The 17,036-nt window shown below is 67.0% G+C and carries 12 protein-coding genes and 1 pseudogene; 8 read left to right on the forward strand and 5 right to left on the reverse strand.

Annotated features, from left to right (window positions below):
* Positions 1-4: 4 nt before the first annotated feature.
* The 5 genes from OXU42_10265 to cysS form a co-directional block, all read right to left on the reverse strand.
* On the reverse strand, positions 5-1,108 hold the full coding sequence (locus OXU42_10265; GenBank protein MDE0029769.1) for an ornithine cyclodeaminase family protein: 1,104 nt from the start codon (positions 1,106-1,108) through the stop codon (positions 5-7).
* 25 nt (positions 1,109-1,133) lie between these two features.
* The gene (locus OXU42_10270; GenBank protein ID MDE0029770.1) at positions 1,134-2,222 is read right to left on the reverse strand and encodes an ornithine cyclodeaminase family protein; all 1,089 of its coding nucleotides are present in this window, start codon (positions 2,220-2,222) and stop codon (positions 1,134-1,136) included.
* On the reverse strand, positions 2,219-2,635 hold the full coding sequence (locus OXU42_10275) for a (deoxy)nucleoside triphosphate pyrophosphohydrolase (protein MDE0029771.1): 417 nt from the start codon (positions 2,633-2,635) through the stop codon (positions 2,219-2,221). Before OXU42_10275 ends, OXU42_10270 begins: the two co-directional genes overlap by 4 nt.
* A gap of 9 nt (positions 2,636-2,644) precedes the next feature.
* Positions 2,645-4,009 carry a M23 family metallopeptidase gene (locus tag OXU42_10280; protein ID MDE0029772.1) on the reverse strand — a complete coding sequence of 455 codons (1,365 nt, stop codon included), beginning with the start codon at positions 4,007-4,009 and terminating at the stop codon, positions 2,645-2,647.
* 90 nt (positions 4,010-4,099) lie between these two features.
* On the reverse strand, positions 4,100-5,515 hold the full coding sequence (gene cysS, locus OXU42_10285) for a cysteine--tRNA ligase (protein ID MDE0029773.1): 1,416 nt from the start codon (positions 5,513-5,515) through the stop codon (positions 4,100-4,102).
* Positions 5,516-5,627: 112 nt separating this feature from the next.
* On the opposite strand from cysS, the gene OXU42_10290 reads away from it, so the two are divergent.
* The 8 genes and pseudogenes from OXU42_10290 to OXU42_10325 all read left to right on the forward strand — a co-directional run bounded on the left by OXU42_10290 (position 5,628) and on the right by OXU42_10325 (position 16,901).
* On the forward strand, positions 5,628-7,283 hold the full coding sequence (locus OXU42_10290; GenBank protein MDE0029774.1) for a UbiD family decarboxylase: 1,656 nt from the start codon (positions 5,628-5,630) through the stop codon (positions 7,281-7,283).
* Positions 7,284-7,382: 99 nt separating this feature from the next.
* A pseudogene (locus OXU42_10295) lies at positions 7,383-7,829 on the forward strand ((2Fe-2S)-binding protein).
* Between the two features lie 161 nt (positions 7,830-7,990).
* Entirely contained in the window at positions 7,991-10,276 is a 2,286-nt protein-coding gene (locus OXU42_10300) for a xanthine dehydrogenase family protein molybdopterin-binding subunit (GenBank protein ID MDE0029775.1), read from the forward strand.
* A 4-nt stretch (positions 10,277-10,280) separates the two neighbouring features.
* On the forward strand, positions 10,281-11,144 hold the full coding sequence (locus OXU42_10305) for a xanthine dehydrogenase family protein subunit M (GenBank protein ID MDE0029776.1): 864 nt from the start codon (positions 10,281-10,283) through the stop codon (positions 11,142-11,144).
* 80 nt (positions 11,145-11,224) lie between these two features.
* Entirely contained in the window at positions 11,225-12,808 is a 1,584-nt protein-coding gene (locus tag OXU42_10310) for an NAD(P)/FAD-dependent oxidoreductase (protein ID MDE0029777.1), read from the forward strand.
* A 29-nt stretch (positions 12,809-12,837) separates the two neighbouring features.
* A complete protein-coding gene (locus tag OXU42_10315; protein MDE0029778.1) occupies positions 12,838-14,490 on the forward strand; it encodes an NAD(P)/FAD-dependent oxidoreductase in 1,653 nt (550 codons plus the stop codon).
* 9 nt (positions 14,491-14,499) lie between these two features.
* Positions 14,500-15,246 (forward strand): SDR family oxidoreductase, encoded by a 747-nt coding sequence (locus tag OXU42_10320; GenBank protein MDE0029779.1) that lies wholly within the window; start codon positions 14,500-14,502, stop codon positions 15,244-15,246.
* A gap of 209 nt (positions 15,247-15,455) precedes the next feature.
* Complete coding sequence (locus OXU42_10325; GenBank protein ID MDE0029780.1) at positions 15,456-16,901, forward strand: UbiD family decarboxylase; 1,446 nt, start codon at positions 15,456-15,458, stop codon at positions 16,899-16,901.
* Positions 16,902-17,036 lie beyond the last annotated feature (135 nt).

Here is a 17,036-nt window from a genome sequence, read left to right on the forward strand (position 1 = left end):
CCTACTAATCCCGTATGTCCTGCAGCAGCCACTCCGTAGGGATCTCCTTGCCGAGTCCCCGTTCCCTGGCCAGCTCGTAGACCTTGCCGGCCACCGAATAGAACTGGGCTCCCTGGACATTGCCCCGTTCCGAATACGTGATCTGGTCCGCCGAGGTGCGCCCCGGGTGCCGCCCCGCCACAAGGTCCGCGAGCATCACGTTCTTGTCGCCGCCCTGCACCCCGTGGGCGCGGCGGCGCTTGCGCTTCATCTTGAAACCGGCGTCGTGTTCGGGCCGCGCCGCATAGGTGATGTACTCGTCCGGCAGCTCGAACTCATCCAGGCCCCAGGGCGCCGGCGCGGTGCCCAGCCGCAACGAGACCTCGATGCGCTCGAAGGTCTCGGCGTCCGGCCGGCCGCCGATGGAGGTGATGTGAGTGCCCGGCTCCACCATCGCCCCGGTAATGATGTCCACGGCCGAATCGGTGCAGCCTGCAATGATGTCGGCCCCCTTGTACAGCGCGTCCGGATCGCTCAGGGGCACGGCCTCGACGTCGAACTGCTCGGTCATTTCCCGCGCATACGCCTCCCGGTTCGCCTTGGTGGGACTGTAGACCTGCACCCGCTCGATGCGCCGCACCTTCATAAACGCTTCCAGGTGCGAGCGCGCCATGCCGCCCGAGCCCACCATGCCCACCACCGCGGCGTCCTCGCGCGCCATGTACTTCGCGCCGATGCCGGAGTCGGCGCCCACGCGCATGTGTTGCAGGTGGCCGTCGTTCAGCAGCGCCAGTGGCTCGCCGTTCTCGATGCTCGTGAGCAGGATCAGGCCGCAGAAGCGGCCCGGCCGGACACAGTACTTCTCCTGCGTGACGGCGCCATTGTACTCCTGCTCGTAGATGATGTCCGACTTCATGCGGATGGCGAAGTAGCCGGACGTGGAGCCGCCCTCCATGGTGCCCCACTGGTACATCTTCTCGGGGTCCGAGGTGGGCACCTGCAGGTCGATACGCGGACGGCAGACGGCCTCCTTGTCCACCAGTTCGACGTAGGCCTTCTCGAGGGCCGCCATGGTGACGTCCATGGTGAGCACCTGCTTCACGTCGTCGTTGTTCAGGATCAGGGTCATGACCGCATCCTTTCCGATCCCGGCACTAGAGCGGCTCGCGCCATTCGGCGCCGTCGATGGGCAGCTCGATGCCCAGGCCGCGTTCGCGCGCCAACTGGTACAGCTTGCCGCCGATGGCCACGTCCGAGATCCCCACCCCGCCGGTGTTCTTGAACAGGGTGATCTGGCTATCGTCCGTGCGCCCCGGCTTGACGCCGTTCAGGATCTCGCCCGCTTCGACGATTTTGTCCCAGGAGATGATGCCCTTTTCGAGCCGCTCCATGAAGTCGCCGGGCTGGTCCACCTCGATGGTCTGGCGGGAGTTGACGCCGATGACGTCCGCGCGCCGCATGCTTTCGTCGTCCAGTTCCTGGCGCATCTTGGGGACGAAACCGCCGCGCATCAGGCCGATGTTGCTGAGCACGATGGAGGTCAGGTGAACGCCGGGCTCCAGCCAGCGGCCGTCCAGCACCGGGACGTTGGAACTGGTGGCGGCGATGACCATGTCGACGTCCTTGACCGCCTCCCGGGCGCTGTCCACCGGGCGGATCTCCAGTCCCGTGAGGTCGCCCATCTCATCGGCGAATTCCTTGCGGTGCTCCGGGTTAGGGCTGAACACCTTGACGCTGCTGATGTTGCGTATTTCGCGCAACGCGAGCAGGTGGTACTTGGCCTGATTCTGCGATCCCAGCATGCCGATGGTGCCGGCGTCCTTGCGCGCCAGAAGGTCCGTGCCCACCGCGCTGTTGGCGGCGGTGCGCAAGGCGGAAACCCCGCTCAGGGACAGCTCGCGCGGCCTGGGCTCGCCGATGATGAGGCAGCGCAACTCTCCGGTCTCGGAATCGAAAAGCACCTGCGTGGGACGACCGCGCACGGGAAACGCCTCGATGGAATGCGCTCCGCGGACCGGATTCTTGGTCCACTCGCAGTGGGTCATGAGGCCGGTGACCCCGACCTCGGGCAGACCCCCCTGATGGACGCTGACGCGCACGTTGGACGGCATGTGCGTGCGACGGCGCACCATGCTGATGTCGGGATTCCGATCCCACTGCGCGAACCCCTCCCTCACCAGGTCGACGGCTTCCTTCATGGTGATCAGGCCGTCGATGTCTTCCGGACGCAATACCAGGATCATGTCGACTCCTCTCTCCGTTCCGGCACGAGCCCGCCGCCGGACAAGGCTTGTACCAGCGGCAGGTCTCCTTCCAAAAAGTCTACGTCTTGCAGCTCGCCCGCGGCCACCCACGCGATACGCTCGAACACCCGATTACGCGGGGTTCCGCGGTAGGCGCGCACATCGAAGAAAACCAGCTCCACGCGCGTGCCGTCGGCATAGGCGTGGGTGTGTCGAAAAACCTCGCTGGCCTGTTCCACCGTGATGTCCAGTTCCTCCTTGAGCTCCCTCCGGAGAGCCTCCCGTGCCCCCTCCCCCGACTCGATCTTGCCGCCCGGAAACTCCCACTTGTGCGGGAACGGGCCGTCGCCGCGCCGCTGGCACACGAGGAACCGGTCATCTTGGTGGAGAATTCCGGCAACGACCTTGAGCATCGCCCGCGCTCAGGCGTCGCCGCGGACCCGGTCGGCCGTCGCGCGTGATTCCTCCCGCTTGGCCGGAGGTTTCAGCTTGTGCGCGACGTTGTCCCGAATCCATTTCGCGTCCCACCATTCCAACGGCAGCACCGCCACCCCGTGGATGTAGACGCCGTAGTGCAGGTGGTCCCCGACGGCGAGCCCGGTCTCACCGGTGCGGCCGATCCTCGTGCCCTTCTTCACCGTCTGCCCGGACGCGACGGCAATGGAACTCAGATGGGAGTAGAGGCTGCACAGTCCCAAGCCGTGGTCGATGATTACGGTGTTGCCGTAGATCCCCAGCGGCCCGGCGAACACGACGGCGCCGCTGTTGGCCGCTCCCACGGGATAGCGCCGGGTGACCGCCAAGTCGTATCCCAGGTGGCGCGCCTCGTCAATCTTCTCGTCGCGGTAGTAGTAGGAGCGGCGATCGGCGAAGTTGGCCTGGACCGAGGAATTGGCGAGCTGCGCGAAACGTCCGTTCCAGAGCTTTTTCGGCGCGGAGCGCTGGCACGTTTCGCGAATCGTGTCCTCGTTTACCTGCCGCAGGTGGCGGTTCACGCTCACGAACTGTTCCCGGGCGCCGCCACCCGAGCCGCCGGTATCGCCCATCAGCGGCACGATCTTGCGCTGGATGAAGTCGTCGGACACCGGCACCCTCACCGACCGGTACTTGAGAGCCCGGGCATTGTACCTGAGCGGCGACTCCCACCTGTTGCCGGCATGGTCCTCGGCCACGACCAACGCGCGCGCCCCCACCGGGACGTCGTAGGGGTGCGAGAAGAAGGCCAGGTACTCACCGTCATCCGCGAGTGGGTTCTTGTAGGCCGGGAAGAAGTACCCCGCGACCCTGACCCCGGTTCGTTTCGTGTCGCGCGACGCCGTGTAGGTCACCAGGCCGGTGCCGCCCTGGGTGACGTACCGGTCGTTGCCGGTGATCTCCACGGTGGGAGGCTTGAAGTCCAGAGTGACCTGTTTCTCCAGGATGGTCTCGTTGCCGCGCAGGAAACGCCAGTACGAACGGTCCGCGGCGGTCACTTTCAAGACGCCGGGGCCGTCTTTCAACTTGTACGTGCCCGGATCGAGCTGCACGGGGATATCGGTGGAGTGCACGGCGGTCGAGAACTGTCGGGAGTGGATGGGGGTGGACACGCCGGCGGAGACCACGTCGATGGAGACGTGGGAGAGGCCGGTGCCGCGGTCGCCCACCTTCACCGCGAAGGCCCGGCGGCCGAGGGTCTCCCGTTCGAGATGGACGTCGATCCGTGGCGCGTACCATTCCAGTTGTCGGACCAGCAGGATGCCCCCCAGGATCACCAGCACCAGCACGGCAACGGCCCCCAGAAGGCCCATGTTTCTTCTCGGCAGGGACATCCAACCTCTTCGCCTTCGAGCCATGCCTTGAGCCACGTCAACCGGTATTTTCCGGAACAAGCCGAAGCCTCATTCCGCCAGTTCCCAGGTCGTGCCGGAGGGACCGTCCCTCAGCAGAACGCCCTTCTCCTTCAACGCGTCACGGATGCCGTCGGCCTGCCCCCAGTCCTTCACGCGTCGGGCGGCGTTGCGCTCTTCGATCATCCGCGAGATCTCGTCCTCCGACAGGTCCAGCCGCGTGAGCCCGCTCCGGCGCCGTTCTTCCAGAAAACGCTCGGGCGGCGCCTGCATGAGTCCGAGGGCTTCGGTCATGGCCCGGAGCCCGTTGCGCCTTCCGTCCAGCGCGCGCGTGTGGCCCTGGTCCAGCAGCCGGTTCACCGCCCGAAGCTCCTCGAACACCACCGCCAGGGCCCGAGGCGTGTTGAAGTCGTCGTCCATCTCGCCGCGGAAGTCGTCCAGGGGGCCGGACTCGGCCGCGCCGTCGGCAGACGGGCCGATGAGGCGCTCCGCCCGGCTCGCGGTCTCGTACAACCGCGCCACCGTGCGCTGGGCCTCGGTCAGGCCTTCCTCGGAGAACTCGATGGGGTTGCGGTAGTGGGTTGTCAGCATGTAGAGGCGCAGCGCCACGGGATCGAAGCGCTCCAGCACCTCCTTGATACTGAGGATGTTGCCCACCGACTTGGACATCTTCTCCTTGGCCAACTGGACGAAACCGTTGTGGATCCAGTAGCGCGCGAAAGGCTTGCCGGTGCCGCATTCGGATTGGGCGATCTCGTTCTCGTGGTGGGGGAAGACGAGGTCCTGTCCGCCTCCGTGAATGTCGAAGGGTTGACCCAGGTACCGCGTGCTCATGACCGAGCACTCGATGTGCCAGCCCGGCCGTCCCCTGCCCCACGGGCTGTCCCAAAAGGGCTCGCCCTTCTTGCTCGCCTTCCACAGGGCGAAGTCCATGGGATGGCGCTTGCGGTCGTCCACCTCGACACGCGCGCCCGCGGTCATCTCGTCGAGGCTCCGGCTCGACAGCCGGCCGTATTCCGGGAAGCTCTCCACCGCGAAATAGACGTCGCCGGCCACCGCATAGGCGTGACCGCGTTCCACGAGCGCGGCGATGAGCGCGATCATCCCGTCGATATGCTCCGTGGCGCGGGGCTCCACGGTCGGTTCCGCGAGGCCCAGGGCGGCCGCGTCCCGGTGGAACTCGTCGATGTAGCGCTGCGCCAGCGCCTCGGGCGCGATCCCCTCCTCGTTCGCCCGGTTGATGATCTTGTCGTCGACGTCGGTGAAGTTGCGCACGAAACGGCAGTCGAAGCCCAGGAAGCGCAGGTAGCGGTGGATGACGTCGAAGGTCAGGAGGGCGCGGGCGTGGCCGATGTGGCACTGGTCGTAGACGGTGACGCCGCACACGTACATGTTCACCGTGCCCGGCGTGAGCGGTACGAACGGCTCTTTTTTCCCGCTCATGGTGTTGGTGATGCAAAGAGCCATTTCAGGTCATCTTACGTCACGCCGGGGAATTTGCAAAATGAACCGGTCTCCGGGCACCGTTTTCCCGCCTCAGGGTTGCGGAAGTAGGCAAAAATGCTTACATCGTCACCCCATGACCAACCAAACACCCTACGAGGATTTGCGGGAGTTCATCGGCGTGCTGGAGGAGGCCGGCAAGCTCATTCGCATCACCCGGGAAGTCAACAAGGACACCGAGTTGCAGCCGCTGGTGCGCCTGCAGTTCCGCGGACTGCCCGACGAGCAGCGCAGGGCGTTCCTGTTCGAGAACGTGACGGATTCGAAGGGCCGCCGCTACGACGCCTCGGTGCTGGTGGGCGGGCTTTCGGGCTCCACCGCCATCTACAGCCTGGGCCTCCAGTGCCGGCCGGAAGAGGTGCCGGACCGGTGGATCGAGGCCATGGAGAACCCGATCCCGCCGGTAATGGTGCCCCACGGCCCGGTCCAGGAGGTGATCCACAAGGGCGGCGACCTGGCCGCCAGCGGCGGCTTCGCCCGCTTCCCCATCCCCATCTCCACACCGGGATTCGACAACGGCCCGTACATCACCGCGGGCCACTGGATCACCAAGGACCCGGAGACAGGCGCGCGCAACGTCGGCAACTACCGTGGGCTGGTGAAATCGCCGCTCCGCTGCGGCGCCAATTCGGGCACGCCTCAGGACCTGTCGGCCCACTGGGAGAAGTGCCGGCAGCGGGGCATCCCGCTGGAGGTGGCCATCGCCGTGGGCACGGTGCCGGCGGCCTCGTACACCGCCACCCAGAAAGTGCCCCCCGACATGGACGAGTTGGCCCTGGCCGGCGGCTTGGCCCGCTCCCCCGTCCAACTCGTCAAGTGCCAGACCGTGGACCTGGAGGTGCCGGCCACCTCGGAAGTGGTGTTGGAAGGCATCATCCCCACCAGCTACCTGGAAGAGGAAGGCCCCTTCGGCGAGTCCATGGGCTACGTCGACCCCCGGACCATCGGCCCGGTGATGGAACTGACCTGCGTCACGCACCGGAAGAATCCCATCTGGGTGTCCATCATCAGCCAGGTGACGCCCAGCGAGAGCTCCAAGATCAAGGCCATGGGCATGAGCACCCTGGTGCACCGCTACCTCACGGGCAAAGGCTTCGAGTCCGTGAAGGAAGTCTACATGATGGAGGAACTGGTCAACATGCGGCCCTACGTCGCCGTGCGCATGGACAAGAAGGACGACGGCGAGCCCCGGCGTGTCATGGACGCCGTATTGCAGTACGGCGACCGGGTGGGCAAGTTCATCGTGGCGGTGGACGAGGACATCAACGTCAACGACCCCGTGGCCGTGACCTGGGCCATCACGCACCGCTGCCAGCCGCACAAGGACGTGACCATCGTCCCCGACCGCCCCTTCGGCGCTACTCCCATCGGCATGGTGGTGAGCCACCCGTCGAGCCGCTACGACGGCACCGACTCGGCGCTTCTGATCGACGCTACCCGCAAGGCCGACCTGCCGCCGCTGTCGCTGCCCAAGAAGCCCTACATGGAGCGGGCGGTGGAGCTGTGGAAGGAGCTCGATTTGCCCGAACTGCAGCTCAAGGAGCCGTGGCACGGCTACCTCATGGGGCTTTGGCCCGACGAGCTGGACGAGGAAGCGCGCATGGCGGCCGAGGGCGATTACGAGAAGGTGGGCGAAAAGCTCGAGAGCACGCGCGTCAGCGTCGGCGAGGGACAGACCCTCAAGTCCATCCGGCTGGAATGGGGCAAAACGCACGCGGGGCGGTCGGTGTAAGGGAAACGCCGCGCCGATCCATCCCGGAGCACTACGGCCGGGGCGGAGACGGGCTTCCAACGCGCCCGCGAACGCAGGCCCGCAAATTCGAGGTCAACGATGAAAAGAGAAATGGTACTGAACGTCAACGGCGAGGAGCACGATGTCGAGATCGAGCCCAACCGCCTGCTGCTGGACGCGTTGCGCGAGGAGGTGGGCCTCACCGGCACCAAGGAGGGCTGCAGCATCGGCGTGTGCGGCGCGTGCAGCGTCATCGTGGACGGGCGGCTGGTGAGTGCGTGCCTGACGCTGGCCGCGGCCTGCGAAGGCAAGAAGATCGAGACCATCGAAGGGCTGGCCCGGGACGGCGAGCTGCACCCGCTCCAACGCGCCTTCGTGCAGTACGGCGGCTTCCAGTGCGGCATCTGCACGCCGGGGCAGATCATGGCCGCCAAGGCACTGCTCGACCACAATCCGAACCCGACCACCGATCAGGTGAAGGAGTGGATGTCGGCCAACCTTTGCCGCTGCACCGGCTATTACAAGATCCTGGAGTCGGTCATGGCGGTGGTGGAAGGGAGAGTGGACGAAGGCCGCCGCGACGAAGCCGTACGCCAGGCCAGGATCCAGAGCCTCTACCAGTCGGACACCTACAAGAGCGACACGTCCGACTAGCGGCCGGTCACGCGGTTTTTCGGGATAACGGCCGCCGTCCTTTTGGGGGGAACATGAGCAAGGCAGAAAACTTCGCGGTACTCGGGCAGAACGTGGACCGCTTCGAGGGCCATGACAAGGTGACCGGCAGCGCGGCTTACGTCGCCGACGTTTTCCTGCCGGGGATGCTGACGGGCCGGATCCTGAGGAGCCCCCTGCCCCATGCCCGCATCCGCAACATCGACACCAGCCGGGCGGAGAAGCTCCGCGGCGTGAAGGCCGTGGTCACCGCCGAGGACACCATCAAGAAGGGATGGGGCGTCTTCTTTCCCGACCAGTATCCCCTGTCCGTGGGCAAGGCGCGGTACGTGGGCGAGGAGGTGGCCGCGGTGGCCGCCATCGACCGCGACACCGCGGAGGAGGCGCTGGAGCTCATCGACATCGACTGGGAGGAGCTGCCCGCGGTGTTCGACGCCGCGGAGGCCATGCAGCCGGACGCGCCCCTGATCCACGAGGAGAAGGAGAACAACATCGCCCTCACCATCGACGTGGTGCGGGGCGACATCGACGCCGCCTTCAAGGACTCGGACCTGGTCATCGAGGACAGCTTCGAGAGCGTGCCCCAGTGGCACTCGGCCATCGAGACCATCGGCAGCGTCGCGGACTACTCGGCCAACGGCAAGTACACGGTCTACATGAACACCCAGACCCTGTTCATGGCGCGCATGCGCCTGGCCACGGCCCTGGGCGTGCGCGAGGCCGACGTGCGCGTCATCCAGACCGCGGTGGGCGGCGGCTTCGGCGGCAAGTCCTGCGACGACAACAACGCCATGGTGGCCGCCATCCTGGCGCGCAAGGCGCGCCGCCCGGTGAAGATCATCAACACACGGGAGGAGGAGTTCCTCGCCGGAAGCCGTCCCCGGGTGAACATGAAGGTGTGGATGCGCATGGGCTTCAAGAAGGACGGCCGCATCCGCGCCAAGCACATGCGCATCATCGCCGACAACGGCGCCTACAGCGGCAAGGCGCCGGCCATCACCGGCGTGGCGGCGCTGCGCCACGACACCTGCTACAAGTACTCCGACGTCCGCTCCGAGGCCTACCTGGTCTACACCAACAAGATTCCCACCGGCGCCTTCCGGGGCTTCGGCAACCCGTCGGCGGAGTTCTCGGTGGAGCAGATGATGGACATCGCCGCCGACGAGCTGGGCATGGACCCGTTCGAGATGGCGCGCCTCAACGCCGCCGACGAAGGCTATGTCTCGCCCCACGGCAACCGGGTCATAAGCTGCGAGCTCAAGCAGTGCATCGACCGCACCGAGCGCATGATCGGCTGGAAGGAGAAGCGCGCCGCCCGCAAGCCCAACCGCGGGCTGGGCATGGGCTGCACCGTGCACGTGAGCGGCAAGCGACACTTCGGCGACTACGACGGCAGTTCCGCCACCATCAAGATGAACGAGGACGGCAAGGCCTTCATCCTGAGCGGCGAGGGGGAGACCGGGCAGGGGCACTGGACCGCCATGTGCCAGATCGCCGCAGAGGAGCTGGGCATCCCCTTCTCCGACGTGGCCATCTCCGAGGCCGACACCGACCTCACCACCTTCTGCCTCGGCAACTACGCCAGCCGGCTCACCTACGTCGCCGGCAACGCGGTGAAGAACGCCGCCACCGCGGTCAAGGAGATCCTGTTCGACACCGCGTCCGAGATGCTGGAATGCGACCCTTCCGACCTGGTGTCGCGGGACGGCTTCATCTTCGTCAGGGGCGCCGAGCAGCGCTCCATCAGCGTGGCGGACGTGGTGCGGGGACGGCAGTTCCGGCGCGGCGGCGCGCCCGTGGTGGCATCGGGCAGCTTCGACGCCGACTCGGTCACCCAGGACGCCCTGCGCTACGGCAACGAGTCCGGCGCCTACAATTTCGGCTGCCAGGCGGCGGAGGTGGAGGTGGACCCGGACACCGGCCACGTCAAGGTGATCCAGTACGCGGTGGCATCGGACTGCGGCACGGTGATCTACCCCATCGGCGCCGAAGGCCAGGTGGAAGGCTCCATCGCCCAGGGGCTGGGCTACGCGCTCATCGAAGGCATCCGCATGGAAGAAGGCCGCCCCATCAACCCCAACTTCAGCGACTACCGGCTCGCGTCCATGCGCGACATGCCCGACCTGGTGCACGAGTTCGCCGATTCCTACGAGCCCACGGGCCCGTTCGGGGCCAAGGGCCTCGGCGAGCTGGGCATGGACCCGGTGGCGGCCATCATCAGCAACGCCATCTACGACGCCGTGGGGGTGCGCATCAAGACGCTCCCCATCACCGCGGAAAAGGTGCTGCGCGCCCTGCAGGAAAAGAAGAACGGGAGCTGAACAGATGCGAGCCAAGTTCGAATACCTTGCGCCCACGAGCCTCGACGAGGCCTGCGCGCTGCTTCACGAGCACGAGGGCGATGCCAAGCTCCTGGCGGGCGGCACCGCCCTGGTGATGTGGCTGCGCATGGGCCTGTTGAGCCCCGGGTACGTCATCGACCTGGAGAACGTGCCCGGACTCGACGGCATCAGCTACGACCCGGCCGGCGGCCTGCGCATCGGCGCCGGCGTGAAGCACCGGGACCTGGAACTGTGCCCGGAGGTTCAGGAGCACTATCCTCTGCTGCGGGAGACCTTCTACAAGGTGGCGCAGCCGCGCATCCGCCTGATGGCCACGGTGGGCGGCAACCTCAGCCACGGCGATCCCATGACCGACCCCGGCGCAAGCTTCATGGCCCTGGACGCCGAGGTGACGCTGCACAGCAGCCGCGGCGAGCGCACGCTGTCGGTGGAGGACTTCTTCGTCGACTACTACGAGACCGCGCTGGAGCCCGACGAGATCCTCACCTCCATCCACGTACCGCCGCCGGCCGGACCGGTATGGTCCCACATCAAGTTCACCCCGCGCAGCGAAGAGGACTTCGCCACCGTGGGCGTGGCCGTCACCATGACCGGCGAGGGCAGCCGTTGCGACGACGTGCGCATCGCCTTGAACTCCGTGGCCCCCACCATCTTCCGCGCCCGCGCCGCCGAGGACATGCTGCGCGGCCGAGACATCACCCCAGCGCGGCTTGAGGAAGCCGGCGCCGCGGCCGCCGACGCAGCCGACCCCATCGAGGACGTGCGCGGCTCGTCCGACTACAAGCGCGAGCTGGCGGCGGTGTTCGTGCGCCGAGCGCTGGAACAGGCGGCGGCCAAATTGGTCTGAGGACGGGGAGGATTCATGTTGCAGAGGAATGACGACCAAGTGGGTCCGAGCACACCAAGAAAATATCGAGGATCTCATTCATGGCCGTAGACGAAAACTGGGACGTCATCCTCATCGGCGCAGGGCAGAACAACTTCGCGCTGGGCACCTACCTGGGCATGGCCGGCCTTGAGACGGTCATCTGCGAGAGCCGGCTGGAGAACGGCGGGCGGCTCTTCTCCGAGGAGATCACCCTGCCCGGCTACTGGCACAACAGCCTTGCCTACTTCCAGGACAACCGCGAGGTCTCGCCGGTGTGGCGGGAGCTCGACTGGGAGAACGGCCACCACGCGGAGTTCGTGACCCCGCCGGTCATCAGCACCCTGCTGCTGCCGGGCGGCGCCTCGGTCTCCCACCACCAGGATCTGGACGGTACGCTGGCGTCGCTGGCTCACCACTCCGCCGCGGATCGCGCCGCGTGGAAGGACGCGCGCGAGAGGTTTGGCGGCATCGTCCGGGACATCGTGATCCCGTCGTACTATGCTCCGCCCGAGGCGCCGGGCGCACTGGAGGAGCGCATCGCCGCGGACCCCGCGGGAGCCGACTTCCTGCGCCTCGCGCCCATGAGCGCCGCGGAAGCGGCGGAACAGCTCTTCGAGAACGAGGCCGTGCGCACCCTGGTGCTGTCGCAGATGGCGATCCCGCGCGGCTGGGCGCTGGACTACGCGGGCGGCGGGCGCGAGGTGCTGGCTCTTATCGCCGGCGACGAGCGGCCGCAGCTTGCGCGCGGCGGCTCCCACTCCATCGCCCAAGTGCTGCAGCGCGCCTACGTGATGCACGGCGGGCAGATCCGCGCGCTGCACCACGTGGACAAGATCCTGGTGGAGAACGGCCGCGCGGTGGGCGTACGGTTGCGCGACGGGCGCGAGTGGAAGGCGCGCCGGGCGGTGGTGTCCAACGTGGACCCGTATGGCACCTTGATCGACATGGTGGGCGAAGAGCACCTGGACGGCGGTTTCTCGCAGGCCGTGCGCGCCATCGAGCCCGACGAGTTCTCCTACTTCCAGGTGCATTTCGCGCTCAAGGCGCCCTTGCGCTTCGCCGTGCACGAGGCCGCGGACGGGTTCGTGGGCCAGGCCATGAACGTCAACTACGGCCCGCGCTCCGTCGAGGACCTCCGGGCCATGTGGCGCGAGATCCGCGCCGGCGAGTTCCCGGAACACCCATGCCTGCACATCACCTGCCCCACCTGGTTTGACGCACTGCAGGCGCCGCCGGCCAAGCACACGGCGTCCGTGTTCATGCCGGTCCCCTACCAGATCAAGGGCCACCAGCCCGAGGACTGGGTCCGTCTCAAGAACGGTTTCATGGAGCAGGTGTTGTCGACGCTGCGCGAAGTCGCCACCAACCTCACCGACGACAACATCGTGATGAAGGTGCCCATGGACCCGTGCTACCTGGCGGGGCGCTGGCAAAACATGCGCCGTGGCTCGGTGTGGGTGGCCCGGAAGACGCCGGACCAGATGGGCCTGAATCGTCCCATTCCACAACTGGCGCAATACCGCACCCCCATCCAGGGCCTCTACCAGGTGGGCGCGGCCACGCATCCCGCGGACGCTGTCATCGCCGGCTCCGGCCGGGCCGCCTGGAGCGTGCTGCGCGAGGACCTGGGCCTGGGGAATTGAAGGAAGGGTAGCACGAAGGCGGGTGAACCATGGCGAAGGTAATGCACTACGATGGCGTGGTGATCGGCGCGGGCCATAACGGCATGATCTGCGCCGGCTACCTGGGCAAGTCCGGGCAGAAGATCCTCGTGGTCGAGAAGAACATGGAGGTGGGCGGCGGACTCGACTCCCACGAGGACCGCAACTACCCCGGGTTCTGGCACAACATCCACTCGGTGTTCCACCGCGGGCTGATGATGCTGCCGTGGTTCCAGGACCTGGAGATGGAACGCATGGGCATCCACTACTACAAGCCCGACCCGGGCGTGGTGCAGCACTTCCTCGACCGCACCTACCTGGGCTGGTTCGCCGACGTGGAGCGCACCATCGCCACCATCGAGCAATTTTCCCCGAAGGACGCCGCGAGCTTCCGGGATATCTGGAGCCGCTGGCAGCCGGTGGTGAAGAACATCGTGTTCCCGGAGACCTACTGCCCGCCCATCCCCATCAGCGAGAAGCGGCCGCTGCTGGAAGGACTGCCCGAGGGGCGCGAGTACCTGCGCTACTTCGACACCACGCCCGAGCAGTTCATCCTGGAGCACTTCGAGCACACCCGGGTGCGGGCCTTCATCGGCTTCCTGGCGGTAATGCGCGGCTACGAGCTGGACGCGCCCAACACCGGGTACCTGGTACCGGCCATGATCGCCTGGGGGGTCAACCCCCAGCTCTGCCGCGGCACCTCCCACGCCCTGGGCGACAACCTCGCCCACATGCTGTCGCACAACGGCGTGGACTACATCGAGGCCGTGGGCGTCGAGCGCATCCTGGTGGACGGCGGGCGCGCCACCGGCGTGGTGCTGGAGGACGGCACGGTGGTGCACGCCGGGAGCTTCGTCGCCTCCAACGTGAACCCGGTGGAGACCTTCATCAAGCTGGTGGGGGCGGAGAACCTGGACGCCGAGTTCAGCGCCAAGGCCGCGGCCTTCAAGTTCTCCAAGACCACCCCCATCTTCGCCACCAACCTCGCCCTCAACGAGCGGCCCCGCTACATCACCGAGGACGAGCATCCCGAGGTGGCCGACAGCTTCATGCACATCGTCGGGCTGGAGACCTACGAGGACCTGCGCAACCTGTTCGACGACTGCCGCACCGGCCAGCTTCCGCGCAAGCCGTTCATGAACGGCGCCACCCCGTCCCACCACGACCCGACCCAGGCGCCGCCGGGCAAGGCCACCGCGTTCATGTGGCAACTCTCCCCCTACAACCTGTGGGGCAATCCGCTCAACTGGGACAAGGTCCGGGCCGAATGGTTCGAGCGGCAGCTCGGCGTGTGGCGCCAGTACGCGCCCAACCTCACCGACGACAACATCCTGTCGCGCGACTCCACCACCCCGCTGGACATCGAGCGCCACGACCGCAACATGTACGAGGGCGACTGGATGGTGGGCGAGTATACGGGCGACCAAGCCCTGGAGAACCGCCCCTTCCCCGGCTGGGGCCACTACCGCACTCCGATCTCCGGGCTTTACCTGTGCGGCAGCTCCTGCCACCCCGGCGGCAACATCACCGGCGCGCCGGGGTACAACGCCGCCCAGACCATCGCCCGGGACCTGGGCCTGAAGCTCTGGTGGGAGCCGCTGGACCTGCGCCGGCAACTCCGGGAGATGAACGAGCGTGTGGCGGCCAGCAGCGCGGCGGGATAGGGCTGTACCATGAGCCAACTTGACGGAAAGGTCGCGATCGTAACGGGTGGCGCGCGCAACATCGGCGCGGTGTATGCCACGACGCTGGCGGCGGAAGGTGCGCGCGTGGTCGTCGCCGATGTGCTCGATGGCGCGGCGACCGCGCAGGCCATCCGCGACGCCGGCGGCGAGGCCGTGCACGTCGAGGTGGACGTCTCCCGGGAGGACGACACCCTGCGCATGGCCAGGACGGCCATGGACGCCTTCGGGCGCATCGACGTGCTGGTGAACAACGCCGCCATCTACGTGAGCATCCAGCGGCGGCCTTTCCACGAGATCTCCGCGGAGGAATGGGACCGGGTCACGGCGGTGAACATCAAGGGCGTGTTCCTGTGCGCCAAGGCCGTATTCCCGCATATGCGCGACCAGGGCGGCGGCCGCATCATCAACATCTCCTCCAACACGGTGATGGCCGGCACGCCCAACTTCCTGCACTACGTCGCGTCCAAGTCCGCGCTTATCGGCATGACCCGTTCCATGGCGCGGGAGATGGGTGCCCACGGCATCAGCGTCAACGCCATCGCCCCCGGCCTGGTGGAACACGAGGGCCAGACCGTGCCCCCGGAGCTGTCCGCCAGCCGCGTAAGCGCCCGCTCCATCCAGCGCCGGCAGACGCCCGAAGACCTCACCGGCGCCGTCCTCTACCTCGCCGCCTCCGACAGCGACTTCGTCACCGGCCAGACGCTGGTGGTGGACGGCGGCGACATCCTGTACTGAGACCGATGGCGACCTCGGCTGCACGGCGCCATACCAGCGAACCCCTGCCGTCCGGCCACGCGGCGCGCGCAAGCGGTTCCGAAACTGGCTGCCGCAACCTCGTGATCGCTCGACACGGGCCGGTCCCCGGACGAAGGCGACAAGGCCTCGCCATCGCAGGGGGCAGCCCCGCCGGCGGATGCCATCGCTGACGAACCCCCAACACGCCCATGCCCAAGAGCCTGCGCACTTTCCTCGACGACCTGCGGCGCCAGCGCCCCGGGGAACTCGTGCACGTCACCCGACCCGTGAACCCCGCGCGCCACGACGTTTCCGCCCTCATCGCCCAGTTGGCCGAGCGCAAGCAGTTCCCGGTGCTGCTCTTCGAGCGTCCGAAAGACCTTCACGGGAACACATCCGAAGTACGGCTCGCCATGAACTGCGAAGTCTCCATGGGCAAGTTCCAGACCGCCCTGGGGGTGCCGCCGGAGACCACCCGGGCGGACCTGGCCCTGGAGTGTCTGCACCGGGAAGCCAACCCCATCGCGCCCGTGGTCGTGGAACCGTCTGAAGCACCGGTCAAGGAAATCGTCCAACGAGGCCCGCAAGTGGACCTGTTCGAGTTGCCGGTGATGCGCCACCACGCCCTGGACGGCGGCCCCTACATCGATATGCCGAGCCTCGGAATCGACCGCCGCTCGGGAGTGTACAACGTCTCCTACCACCGCATGGAGGTGAAGGACCGGAACCACACCGGCTTCTACCTGTCCCTCCAGCACCTGTGGCGCATCTTCCGCGACTACGAGGACAACGGTCAGGAGTGCCCGGTGGCCGCGGTGACCGGCCACCACCCCGCATTCAACATCGGCGCCTGCTACCGCGGCCCGTTCGACGCCGACGAGCTGGACATCATCGGCGGCTACCTGCAGGAACCCCTCAGGCTGACGCCGTCCGAGACCTTCGGCGAGCGCCTGCTGGTGCCCGCCGACGCGGAGATAGTCATCGAGGGTGCACTGATTCCGGGCAAGCGCGTGGTCGAGGGACCCTTCGGCGAAGTGCACGGCTACGTGGGTCCCCAAGGCTACCGGCAGGCCGCTTTCCTGGAGGTACGCGCCGTCACCCGCCGCCGGGACGCCATCCACCAGTCCGTGATCACCCCGGACGGCGACAAGCCCTGGATGGACCTCGCGCGCGAGGGCGCCTACCTGCGCCGCTGCCGCGAAGCCGTGCCCGGCGTCACCGCGGTGTGCAAGAACGGGCGCCACGCCCTCATGAACGTGTTCATCGCCATGAAGAAGATGTCCGAGGGAGACCCGGGCCGAGCCGCCGCCGCCGCACTGAGCTTCGACCAGTGCAAGCACGTGTTCATCTTCGACGACGACATCGACGTCTACAACCCCACCGAGATCCTCTGGGCCCTCGCCACCCGCGTCCAGCCCCACCGCCAGGTGTCTCTCATCACCGACATGATGCGCGGCCCTCTGATCGACCCCTCCATGGACGAAGGCATCCGCACCTCCGCCATGATCATCGACGCCACCCGCCCCCTGGACCGCCCCTTCTCCCCCGTATCCAAGTGCCCGGACGAAGCCCTCGCACGCATCCGCGTAGAGGACTACCTCCCCGGCGACCTCCTGGACGCCATCCCCATAGACCGCACCACGTACTGGGGCTGACATCCGAAACCCCGCCCCCTCCACCCCTGGATTCCCGCTTTCGCGGGAATGACGGATCAACATTTGCCCCCGTAAGGGATGGCGGGTCAGGCCCACCAGGGGATGTTGGGTCCGCCCTCCATCCCCTGGTGGGCC

This window comes from Deltaproteobacteria bacterium, assembly GCA_028818775.1.
Taxonomy (GTDB): Bacteria; Desulfobacterota; Binatia; order UBA9968; family JAJDTQ01; genus JAJDTQ01.

Bases quoted from the DNA above. Each gene is read 5' to 3' on its own strand.
- OXU42_10265 (MDE0029769.1), bottom strand. From the start codon at position 1,108: ATGACCCTGATCCTGAACAACGACGACGTGAAGCAGGTGCTCACCATG.
- OXU42_10270 (MDE0029770.1), bottom strand. From the start codon at position 2,222: ATGATCCTGGTATTGCGTCCGGAAGACATCGACGGCCTGATCACCATG.
- OXU42_10275 (MDE0029771.1), bottom strand. From the start codon at position 2,635: ATGCTCAAGGTCGTTGCCGGAATTCTCCACCAAGATGACCGGTTCCTC.
- OXU42_10280 (MDE0029772.1), bottom strand. From the start codon at position 4,009: ATGGGCCTTCTGGGGGCCGTTGCCGTGCTGGTGCTGGTGATCCTGGGG.
- cysS (MDE0029773.1), bottom strand. From the start codon at position 5,515: ATGGCTCTTTGCATCACCAACACCATGAGCGGGAAAAAAGAGCCGTTC.
- OXU42_10290 (MDE0029774.1), top strand. From the start codon at position 5,628: ATGACCAACCAAACACCCTACGAGGATTTGCGGGAGTTCATCGGCGTG.
- OXU42_10300 (MDE0029775.1), top strand. From the start codon at position 7,991: ATGAGCAAGGCAGAAAACTTCGCGGTACTCGGGCAGAACGTGGACCGC.
- OXU42_10305 (MDE0029776.1), top strand. From the start codon at position 10,281: ATGCGAGCCAAGTTCGAATACCTTGCGCCCACGAGCCTCGACGAGGCC.
- OXU42_10310 (MDE0029777.1), top strand. From the start codon at position 11,225: ATGGCCGTAGACGAAAACTGGGACGTCATCCTCATCGGCGCAGGGCAG.
- OXU42_10315 (MDE0029778.1), top strand. From the start codon at position 12,838: ATGGCGAAGGTAATGCACTACGATGGCGTGGTGATCGGCGCGGGCCAT.
- OXU42_10320 (MDE0029779.1), top strand. From the start codon at position 14,500: ATGAGCCAACTTGACGGAAAGGTCGCGATCGTAACGGGTGGCGCGCGC.
- OXU42_10325 (MDE0029780.1), top strand. From the start codon at position 15,456: ATGCCCAAGAGCCTGCGCACTTTCCTCGACGACCTGCGGCGCCAGCGC.